Origin of the sequence: Endozoicomonas montiporae CL-33 (genome assembly GCF_001583435.1) — a bacterium.
GTDB classification, from domain to species: domain Bacteria; phylum Pseudomonadota; class Gammaproteobacteria; order Pseudomonadales; family Endozoicomonadaceae; genus Endozoicomonas_A; species Endozoicomonas_A montiporae.
Genome location: NZ_CP013251.1, coordinates 2111852 through 2125255 on the forward strand (window position 1 = coordinate 2111852; position 13404 = coordinate 2125255).

The following is a 13404-nucleotide window of genomic DNA, read 5'->3' on the forward strand; positions in this document are numbered from 1 at the left end:
TTACGGATGACAGCGCTTCAGAAAATTAGACCTTTGTCTTAATCAGGGAGTTTACGTGGGGTGGGTATTGTCAGGCCCAGAATAAAAAAAGGCGGAGGGCATAACCATCCGCCAATAGCACCTACTTGCTAGTAACCAGAATCACACAGGGCGTTAAGTAGTGAACCAGGTTCACACTGTACAATCTGGTTACGAGACAGAAAATTAGCAGTCAAAGACCATATCACCATGAGACTTTAGTCGAAGACCGGTGTATAACTGCGCATAAGAACAATAAACCTCCCCAGACTGCCTGCTGAAGGATATGATTCGAATTAGCTGAATGTTGACTGTGGCAGCGGCCTGACGTATCGGGAAGATAATGATTATGACGGGTTGGTTACTGGCATTAATCGCTATGTTGTACGTGGCAGGCCTGTTTGGAGTGGCCTGGTACGGTGATCGCATTGATCTGAAGAAAAAAAAACAATTGCGATCTTACATTTACTCTTTTTCCTTGGCGGTTTACTGCTCTTCCTGGTCTTTCTTTGGCACGGTCGGTCAGGCCAGTGAAGAATCCTGGTCTTTTGTACCGGTTTTCCTCGGGCCTATGCTGATGTTCACACTGTTCTGGAAAGTGCTGAACAAGCTGATTCTGGTCAGTAAAAAAGCCAATATCACGTCTATTGCCGACTTTATCGCTTCCCGCCATGGTAAGTCCCGCGGGCTGGCTGCACTGGTAACCGTTATTCTGGTGATGGGTTCGCTGCCGTATATTGCCCTGCAGTTGAAAGCCATTGTTATGGGGTTTCAGCTACTGTCGTTTCCGGGCGACAAGTATCTGAACCTTCAGGATCTGGTGTTGGTCGTGACAATATTGCTAGCGGTATTTGTCATCATCTTCGGAACCCGGCGGATTGATACCACGGAACACCAGCAGGGGGTGATGACGGCGATAGCGTTTGAATCGGTTTTGAAGTTGGCAGCCTTTCTCGTGGTGGGTGGCTGGGTGTGCTGGCAGGTGTCGGCTTCCGGCGCGAGTCCGGTTCAATTGCCCGAAGCCAGAGAGTGGCTGCAGCCGCCGGAAAGCTGGTTCCAGACACTGGTTTTTCCCACCTTTATCATGATGGCTTCGGTCATTTGTCTGCCCAGAGAGTTTCACACGATTGTGGTAGAAAACTCGGAAATTAAGGATTTTCATCGCTCCCGCTGGTTGTTTCCTCTCTATCTGCTTTTGATCAGCGTTCTGGTACTGCCCCTGACGTATGCAGGGAAACAGGTGTTCGGAGATACCGTGTCTGCGGATAGTTATGTGATTCTATTACCTCAGGCACTGGGCTCGGAAGCATTAGCGGCACTGGCTTATATGGGCGGTGTGTCAGCGGCCATTAGTATGGTGATCGTTGCCACTCTGGCGCTGTCAACCATGGTATCGAACGAGATTTTCATGCCGATGATTCTGCGCAGCTCTGGCGATGGGGAGAGAAACTATTATCGCTTCAGTGGTCTGCTGCTGAATGTCCGCCGAACCGTCATTATTTCTTTGCTGTTGTTAACCTATCTGCTCTACCGGTTAATGGAAGCCAGCACTGGCATGCCCGGGCTGGCGGGTTTGGGGCAGCTGTCACTGGGAGCGGGCATTCAGCTTTTGCCAGCCGTTCTCGGTGGGTTGTATATTCGTGACAGTAACCTCAAGGCGGTCTATCTGGGATTGCTGACGGGGGCGTCCATATGGTTTTTTACTCTGGTTGTGCCGCTGTTTGTTCAGGCTGGCTGGCTGCCAACGTCTATTACAGAAGACGGGTTGTTTGGCCTGTCGGCTCTGAAACCCCAGTCTCTGTTCGGTTTTGAAGCGACGTCTGATCCGTTTAGCGGGACACTAATCGCTTTTGCTGCGAATACCTTGCTGTACATTGCCGGTTGTTTCTGTATGCGTCCCTCGTCAGTGGAAGTGCGTCAGGCGGTTCAATTTATGAATGTGTCTGAAAGTGATACGGAGTCCTATCGTCATGTGAGGGTGAACCGGAAAGAGTTAAAGGCACTGCTTACCCGTTTTGTTGATGCGGATAAGGTTGAAGGGTTGATTCATTATCAGCTTCATGATGTTCCGGATAACGGTCTGGTGAACCGGGAAGCCCTGTTAGCCGCCGAGCGATTGCTGGCCGGTGTGATGGGAGCGACCTCGGCTAAAGTGGTTATGAAAACTTCGCTAACAGGTGGGCAGGTGCGCCTTGAGGATGTCGAGGCCATTGTCGATGAAGCGTCAGAGGTGCTGCAGTTTAATCGGGAATTATTACAGGGAGCCATCGAAAACCTGGAACAGGGTGTCAGTGTCGTCGATAAAAATCTGCAACTGGTCGCCTGGAATCGCCGTTATGTCGAGTTGTTTGATTATCCCGAATCCCTCATTAAAGTGGGTCGCCCTGTGGAAGAGATTATTGACCATAATGCCCGACGGGGTTTATGTGGTCCGGGACGGGCGGAAGATCATGTGAACAAACGTGTTGCTTATATGCAGCAAGGCTGCGCACACAAATCGGAGCGGATGCATCCCAATGGCAAAGTGATAGAGATTCGCGGCAACCCCATGCCGGGCGGCGGGTTTGTTATGAGCTTTACCGACATTACCGAATTCAGGGAGGTTGAACAGGCTCTGAAAGAGGTGAATGAAAGCCTTGAACAGCGGGTACATGAACGCACGCAGGCATTGTCAGAGCTGAACCGTGAACTGGTTTCAGCGAAAGCCCAGGCCGAAGCCGCCAATCGCTCACGTTCGCGCTTTTTTGCTGCGGTCAGTCACGACCTGATGCAGCCGATGAATGCCGCAAGGCTGTTTTCAGCGTCACTGGAATCTTCTCCGTTGCCTCCGGAGTCCCACGTTCTTACGACTCATCTGAGCAGCTCTCTGGAGTCGGCCGAACGATTGTTGAATGACATACTGGATATGTCGAGGCTGGAGGCTGGAAAGCTGCGAGCCACTGTTCGTGAGTTTTGTCTGTCTGAGGTGTTGGGGCCATTAAAATCGGAATTTGATTTGCTGGCCGAGCAGGATGCGCTGACATTCAGGCTGTCTTCCCGGGCAGTCTGGGTTCGCAGTGATCCGAGCTTGCTGCGGCGAATTCTGCAGAACTTTTTGACCAATGCTTTTCGTTACAGCGGTTCCGGTGTCAGCCCCGGCAGGGTGATGTTAGTGGTTCGCAGAGCGAATGATCAGCAGGTTCGCATAGAAGTCAGGGACAATGGTTCAGGCATTCCTTTGGATAAACAGGAGCTGATTTTCAGTGAGTTTGAACGCCTGCGAAATGATGGCAAGGGCTTGGGGCTTGGGCTGTCTATTGCCAAGGGTATTGCTGATATTCTGGGGCACCGGTTGCAGTTACGCTCGCTGCCAGACAAGGGCACCGTTTTTTCAGTCTGCCTCAACACGGTTGAACGGAAAGTGGTGCAGCAGCACAGGGTGTCTATGCCGGTAGGTTCTCTTAATCACCTGAAGGTTCTGTGTATTGATAATGAGCAGGAGATTCTTGTGGGCATGTCCAGTCTGTTGCAGCGGTGGGGGTGCTCGGTCGTCTGTGCTGGCGGGCGGGAACAGGCTGTTGCTGAAGTTGGGCGACATGCGCCTGATGTATTGCTGGTTGATTTTCAGTTGGAATCTGACTGCGATGGCATCGAATTAATTCAGGAACTCAGGGTGCTTATCGATAATGATGTTAACGACGAAGTACCGGCAGTTCTGATAACTGCAAATACCCGTCAGGGATTGCGCGAGCAGTGTCGGGATCAGAATATCCGGTTTCTCAATAAGCCCGTTAAACCGGCTGCTTTGCGGGCGTTGCTCACTTCGTTTGCTCAGTCGTCGAGAGTTTGAGAGTCATTTTGATTGCCTGGCTGGTCAATTTCCAGTTCCTTCATGGCAATGACCGCCTGAGTTCGGTTGCGCACGCCCAGCTTTTTAAAAATCGCGGTGACATGTGCCTTGATAGTGGCTTCTGACACTTCCAGATCGTAGGCAATCTGTTTATTCAGCATACCTTCGCTGATCATACCCAGTACCCGGAACTGCTGGGGAGTGAGTGAAGCCAGCTTCTGTTCGATATCGTGGGTTGCCTGCGGTGTGGAAAGGCCAGCGGCACTGCCGGGCAGCCAGACTTCGCCATCCAGTACATGGGTGATGGCTTCTTTCAGGGTATCCAGCGGTGAAGACTTGGGAATGAAGCCGTTAGCACCGTGTTGCATTGCCCGTTGAATGACCTGCTGGTCTTCGGTGGCTGAAACAATGGCAACAGGCACTTCGGGATAATGCCCACGAAGAAAAATAAGTCCGGAAAAACCATGTGCTCCGGGCATATGCAAATCAAGCAGAATAAGATCCGGGCTGGGAACCTGCTGCAACACAGATTGCAGCGCTGCTATTGAGCCTGCCTCGTGTATTTCAGGATTTTGTAACCCCTGTCGAAGTGCAGCCTGCAGAGCCGTTCGGAACAGAGGATGGTCATCGGCAATTATTATGGTGTGTTCCATAACATTGAGATTGCCATCATGTTTCGAAGGTGTAAAGCGATAGTTTGTTATGAAAAAGCGGTTTTCATAATCGGGGAGTTAAAAAAACGACGGTCTTTAGTTAATGAGACTTTGTGACAGCCTCATTAGCCTGAATACTATTTTGCCAGTGCCGTTTTAGCAGGAGTATCGCAGTACTGGGCGCAACAGTTTTTAGAGAGTACCGGGCTGAATCGCTCGGGGAACTTACCGTTGATGCCATCGTAAAAAGCCTGAATCTCGCAGAGGTCTTTTTCCATGTTATCTGTTGGCTTGATGATGGGGCCAAAACCACCGACTTTGCGTTTAAAATCCAGATAACCCAGCACGATAGGAATGTTGGCATTTTTGGCCACATGGTAAAAACCTGTGCGCCAGCGATCACCTTTGGCCCGGGTGCCTTCAGGGCAGATAACCAGACGGAGCTGTTTATTACCTTTGAAGCAGCAGACGGTCTGATTCACCATACTTTTAGGCTTGGTGCGGTCAACCGCTATGCCACCCAGCCATCTCATGACAGGGCCGAAAGGCCCCCAGAACAGGCTGGATTTACCCATCCAGTAACATTGTACACCGGTGCAAAGACTGATAGCGATGCCATAGAAAAAATCCCAGTTACTGGTATGGGGGGCAGCAACAATTATATAACGTGGTGCCTTGGGTTTTTTGCCTTCAATTTTCCAGCCGGACAGAAACAGTGCCAGTCGGGCAATCAGAGAGCATATCGGACGAATAACCGGAGTATTGAAAATCGTAAAGCGCATATTGCAGAGCCGTGATTCTCTCGCTGGATAAATGAGCTGTTTAGCAACCTTTATGCAACGATGTTGTTGAAATAATGGTTATGAGGCATCCCTCATAAATGCACTGATGCAACACACTTATGAGGAATGGCTCGTAAAATGAACCTGTCTGGTTCACTGCCGGGTTTTGGATTTAGCTTGGTCTTATGGCCCGGTAACGAAGTCAGTGGAGCGCATTCAACGCCTTTCTGGGCAGCATGGGAATACGGGGAAGTGGCTATTGTCAAAATGATGTACTTTTGGTTCATATAGCCAGTAGGTTCGCTTATATTGCTGTATAAAAAGACAGTTTTTCTTGCGCATCTGACTTCTGAATCAGTACCATAGAAGTACTTATTTTGCTGTTAATAATCCGTTATGTCTGATCTGTCTTCTACTTCACTGCCAGACGAACAACGCAAAATTCTGCATGTTGATGCGGATGCGTTTTACTGTTCGGTTGAAGAACGTGAAGACCCGTCCTTGAAAGGTAAGGCTTTTGCGGTGGGTGGAAGACCGGAACGACGTGGTGTCATTGCCACCTGCAGCTATACGGCCAGGGCATCAGGTGTGCGCTCGGCCATGGCATCGTTTCAGGCGGTCAGATTGTGCCCTGAATTGAAAATTATCCCTCCACGTTTTGATGTTTATCAGGAAGCATCAAAAAAAATGCACGACATCTTTCACCGTTATACATCGCTGATTGAACCTTTGTCGCTTGATGAAGCTTATCTTGATGTCACTGGCGTCGAGTTGTGCAAAGGCAGCGCCACATTAATGGCTCGGGAAATTATGCAGGCAGTCAGAGATGAAATAGGCATTACGGTGTCGGTGGGCGCTGCCCCGAACAAATTTCTGGCCAAAATTGCCAGTGACTGGAATAAGCCTAATGGTCTGTTTGTTATTCCCCCTGCTGATATTGAAGACTTTGTGTTCGAATTGCCCGTAGAACGAATACACGGCGTTGGTAAGGTCACGACAGAAAAAATGCACAACAAAGGTATTTTTACCTGTGGTCAGCTGCGTCAATACTCGCCATTGGAGCTGTGTCGCTGGTTCGGTACATTTGGTGAAAGGCTCTGGGAAATGGCTCGTGGTGTGGATGATCGCCCTGTTGAAACCGGTCGCCGTCGTAAGTCATTGTCCGTTGAGCATACTTACGACACTGATCTGATGGATGAAGCTGCTATTGTGTCAAAGGTGAAGCCGCTATTTGATGATTTGTCCCGGCGCTTTTCCGACATCAGTTCGGAATACGCGGTGCAGAAGCGGTTTGTGAAAGTTAAATTTGCCGATTTCAGTCAGACTACGCTGGAAGAGATTCTTGACCGGGATGATCTGGATGCGCAATCGCATTTTACCACCCTGATGATCAGGGCCTGGGAGCGGGGGAAAAAGCCAGTGCGGTTGTTGGGGCTGGGAGTCAGGCTGATTGATTTGCGTGCGCCGGAGCAGTTTTTGCAACTGGAACTGTTTGAGCGTAAACGTTCCCGAGTCTGAATGCGGAAATTTTAATATTCAAATCATTTGACAGTTAGGTATTTATCGAAATAATAAGCACTCAACCATACGAAATCATATTTTCTGACTTATTGTTCAGGCACTGCACGGCGTTGCAACTCTGGTCACATAGCTCGCTATGCTCCCGCCGTTGCGCCTTGTTCAGTACCTGCCCAATAAGCCAGAAATATGCGATTTTGTATGGCTGAGTACTTAAGTCTTTTTTCTTGAACCTGACCGGTTGTTTTATGCAGTTGACCCTGACGACGCCTGCGCTGTTATTTCCAGCCATTTCCCTGTTATTTCTGTCCTACACCAATAAGTTTCTGGCGCTGGCCTCCCTGATCCGGACGCTGCATGCTGAAGATCAGGAAAACCCTGATAGCCGGATCATCAGAGGGCAGCTTGAAAACCTCCGGCGCCGCATGAAGCTGATCAAGCATATGCAGGGTGCAGGCATTATGAGTTTTATCTGTTGTGTGGTGGTGATGTTTCTACTGCATCTCAACCTGTTTCAGTGGGGGTTTGTGCTTTTTGGGTTAAGCCTTTTGTTTTTGCTATTGTCGCTGGTGATCTGCCTGATGGAAATCAAGATATCCATTGATGCACTGGAATTGCAGGTTCAGCAGATGGATCATTGATATATCAAACAACACCTGATCAGGCTTCCTTTTTGATCAGGTGTTGCTTTTAGCTTTGTTGTGAGTGTTTTAATACCCCAGAACTTGTTGATTAGGTTGTTGATTCAATGGTTGATAGGACTGTCCAGAGGCTGGTTGTGTTGAGGCTTCAATGCCTGATTTTGCAGCAGGTATGGTGCCTTTTAAAGAATTTGCATTCAGCTTTAGAGTGACTTCCTTATTAAAGTCAGCCTGAGATTTAATACTAAGCCAACTTTCTTCCTCAGACAGATAGTTTGTTCCGTTGGTTGATTGTTCTACAAGCCAGTTATGCAATTTGAATACGTGGGTGGTTGCAGAGTTTTCTTGCTTTCCACCTTTGCCGTCATCTGATGTTCCTGTGTTGCCCTTGCCTCCATCTTGACTTTGCTGCGCGTTATTTCCTGTAAAAAGGTTTACGAATGGAAGATTTGCTAGGTATCCTCTTATTCCATTCGGAGAGGGCTTGCCACCTTTGTCATCATCGTCATCTTTTTTATATTGGTCATCACGTTTTTTGCCGTATTCCGGAGCGCCTAGAGCAAGAGAATCAGAGGCATTTGGAATAGCTAAAGTTATGCGTAACAGTTTGTAGTTGCCGTGCTTGTCCAGTTTGATGCGAATTTCAAAAGTAACAAAAGTCAAACCCTTATAGCTAGCCAGACAATTTCCGAATAGTTTGCATTTAGCCATATATCCCAGTCCAGAGTGTACATATGAGCCTATGCGGAATGCTCTCAGACTGGTGGAGGTTACTCTTCCCTGGGTGAACATGCTGTCAAGTTGTCCGGCAAAGACAGGGTGACGGAGGATTTCTTGTATAGCTTTAGCTTCAATTCTGTCGTTATTTCGATCTTTCAATGCGACTATTAAGCGGGAAAAAAAACTGCTGCCTTCTGCTGGAGGCTCCGGAGTGTAATATGGGTTTTGCGGAGAACCCTGAGAGTCGTCTACATGAAAGAGCACTGGATTTTCAGTGCCGTGTCTACTCTCTACGATCATCCAGTCTTCATGTTCTGGCACTGGTGTGATGGCCAGGTGTTTTTTTTCCTGAAAAAGGCGAAAGACGGTGTTGTCATCGTCGTTCGACGTTGAGGGGCAGCCCTGATTGGGTAGTGGTTGATCCTCAATTTTAGATTCTTCTTGTGAGACTGTGTCATTTCCCTCTGAAGTCTCTGAGGTTTTCTCTCCGGTGACGACTGTTTTCTGACCTGAATATTTTGAGGTGATATGAATCTGGTTATCGTCCTCTGAGACGGTGAAGATGTGATACCCGTTGAGCCAGCCTTCGAGATCTTCACCCGAAGCGGTATTGATAAAAAATAATAGGAATGCTGCTAATATCGGCAGCACTTTAGGCTTGTCCATGAATCTGACCCCTTGAATTGAAGGTTTCAATTAGCAATAGCCATCGCTTGACGACATGCAGAAAAGTCTAGTTCATAGAGTCGTTTGTATTGTAATTTACACAGTCATGTCAGCTTGTATTTCAATCTTTTCTGATCAGAAGCTGTGACCCAACCGTAGATAAAAGACAGTAGGCAACAAACCAGTAGAAGCCACTGTGCAGTTGGGCATTGAAATTGACAGCAGCGGTTTCTGAGGAAGCTGCATTGGCAGCCAGTAAGGCAATAATCACGCCCATGGCAAAAACATCAGACATAGACCACTTACTTAACAGGGCGTTGGCTTTAAGCAGTCTGGTTGATGACGATGAAAGGCAGGCCAGCGTCAGCAAGATCGATTTAATGGCCGGAATCACAACACTGAACAGCAGAATCAGTACCGCCACAAACCGGTAGCCAAACTGCCATAGATCTTCGGCAGTGCCAAGAATGCTACGCGTTTTGTCATACACCAGACTGTCCCCGCTCACTTTCAGGCTTCCCAAAAATTGACTGGCCATGGATTTCATCGCCGGGTGCATATCCTGCTGTTCAACCAGTGTTTGACCGGTTTCCACCATGGCCTGATGGCTGAGTGATGCCTGTAGTGTAATTAATGGCTGGGTAATGCCCGGAATAAGCAGGGCTAGGGAAATGATCAGAATGATCAGGGGAGCCAAGCGTTTTGTTCGGGTGTTTGTCGTCATTGTTATAGCCAGATTGTTATAGCCAGCGAATGATAGGAATCCTGATTACATCAGGTTAGAGTAAATAGTGACTAATGCAAACGCTGGCTGTTTATGTCAGCTTACCGGTTCAAAATAATCAACCAGCAATTGCAGCGATTGTTGCCCGCGAAATTCGTTGATGTCCAGTTTATAGACCACGCGAATGTTGTTAATGGCCGGATTGGGCCAGAGCTGTGGGTCGATATTAAACGCAATGCCATCCAGAAAAAATTCGCTGTCAGGGACTTTCAATACCATTTTCAGGTGTTTTTGTCCTACCAGTCGTTGCTGAACCAGCTGAAAGGTGCCGTCAAAGCACGGTTCCGGAAAGCTCTGTCCCCAGGGACCGGCATCTCTGAGCATTTGTGCATTTTGCAAAGTGAACTCGTGGGTCTCCAGTGAACCATCGGTATGAATTTTGGCTTCCAGGTCATCGGCGTCCAGCTGTTCCCGAACAACCTGATCAAAACAGTCGGAAAAGGTCGCAAGCCCGCTTTGTTTGATGCTCAGTCCCGCAGCCATGGCATGACCACCAAACTTGATGATCAGATCCGGATGCTGCCTGGCAACAGCATCGAGTGCGTCACGCATATGCAATCCTTTAACGGAACGGGCAGAGCCCTTAAGTTCGCCATTTTCGGCTGCAGCAAAGGCAATAACCGGACGGTGTAGCCGGTCTTTGATGCGCGAAGCCAGAATACCAATGACCCCCTGATGCCAGCCATCCTGATACAGACTGACACCCCAAGGCAATTCGGCGGTACTGTCCAGATTCAGTTTGGCCAGCTCTGCCAGTGCTTCCTGTTGCATACCTGCTTCTATGTCTTTCCGGTCACGGTTCAGTGTGTCCAGTTCCGAGGCAATCTCTCTGGCCTGTTCCGGGTGAGGTGTCAGCAGTAGCTCGATACCGGTGGACATGTCGTCCAGTCGTCCTGCTGCATTCAGTCTTGGCCCCAAAGCAAAGCCCAGATCACTGGCAACCAGCCGGGACTGGCTTCGACCTGACACTTCGATTAAGGCTTTGATGCCAGGGCGGCACTGCCCGGCTCGAATACGTGCCAGTCCCTGATAGGCGAGAATACGATTGTTTTTATCAAGGCTGACGACATCGGCAACCGTACCTAATGCGACCAGATCCAGCAGATCAAAAGGATTAAAAGCGGGATGATGTTCAAACCAGCCACGCTGGTTCAGCTCGGTGCGCAGGGCGCACATAACATAAAAGATAATGCCAACCCCTGCCGTGCTTTTGCCCGGAAAAGGGCAGTCGGGCTGGTTCGGGTTCACAATGGCATCTGCTTCTGGCAGTTCTCTGCCTGCCAGATGGTGATCGGTCACCACCACCTGCCACCCTCTGGCGCGAGCGGCTGCAACGCCTGAGAGGCTGGAGATACCATTATCAACGGTGACCAGAACGTCCGGCTGATAGCTTTCAGCCACTTCAACGATTTCCGGTGTTAAGCCATAACCGTATTCAAACCGGTTGGGTACCAGATAATCCACTTGTCCGCCCATGGCCCGAATCGCCAGGACGCCCAGTGCGCTGCTGGTGGCACCATCACAGTCAAAATCCCCGACAATCAGAATCTTTTTTTGCTGTACAATGGCATCCGCAAGAATACGGGCTGCTGTGCCAATATCTTTTAGCTGGTTGTAATGATGTAACCCTTTTAGCTGGCGTGCGATGTCATCTTCGCTGGCAATGCCGCGGGCGGAGTATATACGTACCAGAAGCGGGGGGAGAGATGACGACAGTAACTCGGTGACATTGCGACGGATAATCTGTTTTTGCATGATAGCCAGAAAGCGGAACTGTGATCCGCTTAATGATGGGGAAACATGGCAGGATTCTCAATAGCTTGATGATGAAATGATTGGGTGAAAGTCTCATACTGACCATTTTTTCTGGGCTTGCCGTCCGTGGTTTATACAGCAGCTACAAATTTTCTCTGGACTTACATAGGAACGGCCAAACACCGCTATGATCGTTACTGTAAAAGATACCGCAACAGTGAAAGGCCGCCCCGATGCAAGTATGTCAGCCACTAGCTGAAGCCGCCAATTTTTCTTGTCATGCTATCCAACAGCTTGAGCAAAAACTGGCCGTTCTTCGTCAGGAACACAGCCCAATCAAGCACTTTGAAGACTATGAAGGTGAGATCCATAAACTCTTTATCGAAGCAGAGCAAAGCGTTCTGGCAGAAGACCTGACCGGGCTTGATATTGACGTTCCTGCGATTGAGGTAAGCGGTGTCTGTTACCATCGGGTGTTGCGATCTTCAGAAACTTATCAATCCGCTGTCGGCCCTGTCCGGGTTTTGCGTACGCTCTATCGTAACGGTAAGGATCACTCTATCATCCCTTTGGAGCTACAGGCAGGTATTGTAGAGGGGTATTGGACACCAAAAGCAGCTAAACAAGCTGTCTGGATGGTTGCGCAAATGCCTCCCGGAGAGGCTAAAAGCCTACTTGATCTGATAGGGAACATGACGCCCTCGGAAAGCTCTCTGGCCAGACTACCCAAAAAGTTCAATGCGCAGTGGGAACCCAATAGGGAAGCCTTTGAAGACTTTCTCTGGGAAAGCGTCAAGGTTCCTGAAGAAGCTGTGACTGCCGCCGCTTCTCTTGATGGCGTCATGTTGCCGATGAAAGATGGTAAACGTCAGGAAAAGCGGGAACAGAATAGAGTCGATGGCAAGCGAACCCGTGGCCCTGCTGGCTGTCAGGAGGCCAGTTGTGGAACATTGTCGTTTTACGATGCACAGGGTGAACGCCTCTCAACGGTCAGGATGAGTCGAATGCCTGAAAGCAAGAAAGTGACTTTGAAACAATCACTCTCCGCACTCCTGAGCGAAGCTCTTCGACAGAGGCCAGATCTGACGCTTGTTAAAGTCGCTGATGGGGCAAAAGACAACTGGACCTACCTTGCCAATGAACTCCCTGAAGGTCACGAGGTTGTAGACTTCTATCATGCCGCAGAGCACCTGAAGAAAGCGTTTGACCTGTCCTATGGTGAAAACAGCAACAAATCCAGAGAAAAGTTCATCACCTATCGCCACATCCTCAAAGAGAGCCCGAAGGTGTTGAAAAAGTCATCAAAGCTCTGGCTTACCAGCATAAACGACACCCTCGTCGATCGAAGTTGAAAACAGAGCTGGAGTACTTCAGAAGTAATCGAACCCGCATGAACTATGCTGAACACTTGTCGCACAACTTGCCAATAGGCTCAGGGGTTATTGAGGCTACTTGTAAAACCTTGGTAACGCAGCGAATGAAGTGTTCTGGAATGAGGTGGCGGCATCCCGGAGGCCAAGGTATTTTGACAGCAAGGTCATTAATTCAGAGTGGCATGTTCGACAATGGCTGGAAGTTACTGGCGGTGACCTACTGCGCCAAGGTCACGAAAGTGGGTATGGACAATGTCATCCCATTCCCCATGCAGAAAGGTGACTTGGAATTATAGTACCAGTCAATATGAGACTTTCACCCAAATGATTCATTTTTGACTGAACTGCTTCAGCCGGGGTGTTTATGGAATCGCATGAGGATGTTTTGTGGTAACGGGCATCAACCTGTTCCAGTTAGCTCAAGCCATTGACTCTGGTCGTAGCAGTGCCATTCATGCTTGTTGAAGGACACTGCATGAGGACTTGAACCGGGTGAGGACTGTCTGCGTATTAGAGGAAGCTTTCCAGCCAGTATGAAACAACTCCCTTGGTAATCGGGGCGAGTGTTTCTTTGCTGTATACTGAGTCCGTCAATAGTTTGGGTGAAAGTCTCATACTGACCATTTTTTCTGGGCTTGCCGTCCGTGGTTTATACAGCAGCTACA

General features: G+C 49.0%; 10 protein-coding genes. 5 read left to right on the forward strand and 5 right to left on the reverse strand.

What is annotated here, in order from left to right; all coding sequences use genetic code 11:
- Positions 1 to 367 precede the first annotated feature (367 nt).
- On the forward strand, positions 368 to 3847 hold the full coding sequence (locus EZMO1_RS09705) for a hybrid sensor histidine kinase/response regulator (protein ID WP_034873578.1): 3480 nt from the start codon (positions 368 to 370) through the stop codon (positions 3845 to 3847).
- Here EZMO1_RS09705 and EZMO1_RS09710 read toward each other — a convergent pair.
- Both EZMO1_RS09710 and EZMO1_RS09715 read right to left on the reverse strand, forming a co-directional pair.
- Positions 3829 to 4500, reverse strand: coding sequence for a response regulator transcription factor (locus EZMO1_RS09710; protein ID WP_034873053.1), 672 nt, complete (start codon positions 4498 to 4500; stop codon positions 3829 to 3831). The genes EZMO1_RS09705 and EZMO1_RS09710 overlap by 19 nt on opposite strands.
- 137 nt (positions 4501 to 4637) lie before the next feature.
- Positions 4638 to 5282 carry a lysophospholipid acyltransferase family protein gene (locus tag EZMO1_RS09715; RefSeq protein ID WP_082211627.1) on the reverse strand — a complete coding sequence of 215 codons (645 nt, stop codon included), beginning with the start codon at positions 5280 to 5282 and terminating at the stop codon, positions 4638 to 4640.
- A 396-nt stretch (positions 5283 to 5678) separates the two neighbouring features.
- Between EZMO1_RS09715 and dinB the strand changes: the two genes are divergently transcribed.
- Together dinB and EZMO1_RS09725 are read left to right on the forward strand one after the other, a co-directional pair.
- On the forward strand, positions 5679 to 6800 hold the full coding sequence (gene dinB / locus EZMO1_RS09720) for a DNA polymerase IV (RefSeq protein WP_034873054.1): 1122 nt from the start codon (positions 5679 to 5681) through the stop codon (positions 6798 to 6800).
- 248 nt (positions 6801 to 7048) lie between these two features.
- Positions 7049 to 7441, forward strand: coding sequence for a DUF2721 domain-containing protein (locus tag EZMO1_RS09725; protein WP_034873055.1), 393 nt, complete (start codon positions 7049 to 7051; stop codon positions 7439 to 7441).
- A gap of 69 nt (positions 7442 to 7510) precedes the next feature.
- On the opposite strand, the gene EZMO1_RS09730 is transcribed toward EZMO1_RS09725, so the two are convergent.
- The 3 genes from EZMO1_RS09730 to recJ all read right to left on the reverse strand — a co-directional run bounded on the left by EZMO1_RS09730 (position 7511) and on the right by recJ (position 11366).
- On the reverse strand, positions 7511 to 8827 hold the full coding sequence (locus EZMO1_RS09730) for a hypothetical protein (protein WP_034873056.1): 1317 nt from the start codon (positions 8825 to 8827) through the stop codon (positions 7511 to 7513).
- Between the two features lie 121 nt (positions 8828 to 8948).
- The gene (locus tag EZMO1_RS09735; protein ID WP_034873057.1) at positions 8949 to 9551 is read right to left on the reverse strand and encodes a paraquat-inducible protein A; all 603 of its coding nucleotides are present in this window, start codon (positions 9549 to 9551) and stop codon (positions 8949 to 8951) included.
- A 96-nt stretch (positions 9552 to 9647) separates the two neighbouring features.
- On the reverse strand, positions 9648 to 11366 hold the full coding sequence (recJ, locus tag EZMO1_RS09740) for a single-stranded-DNA-specific exonuclease RecJ (RefSeq protein ID WP_034873058.1): 1719 nt from the start codon (positions 11364 to 11366) through the stop codon (positions 9648 to 9650).
- Between the two features lie 233 nt (positions 11367 to 11599).
- Between recJ and EZMO1_RS09745 the strand changes: the two genes are divergently transcribed.
- Together EZMO1_RS09745 and EZMO1_RS09750 are read left to right on the forward strand one after the other, a co-directional pair.
- The gene (locus tag EZMO1_RS09745; RefSeq protein WP_061509418.1) at positions 11600 to 12718 is read left to right on the forward strand and encodes a hypothetical protein; all 1119 of its coding nucleotides are present in this window, start codon (positions 11600 to 11602) and stop codon (positions 12716 to 12718) included.
- Positions 12715 to 13035 carry a hypothetical protein gene (locus EZMO1_RS09750; RefSeq protein WP_145912553.1) on the forward strand — a complete coding sequence of 107 codons (321 nt, stop codon included), beginning with the start codon at positions 12715 to 12717 and terminating at the stop codon, positions 13033 to 13035. The genes EZMO1_RS09745 and EZMO1_RS09750 overlap by 4 nt, the downstream gene beginning before the upstream one ends.
- Positions 13036 to 13404: the final 369 nt, after the last annotated feature.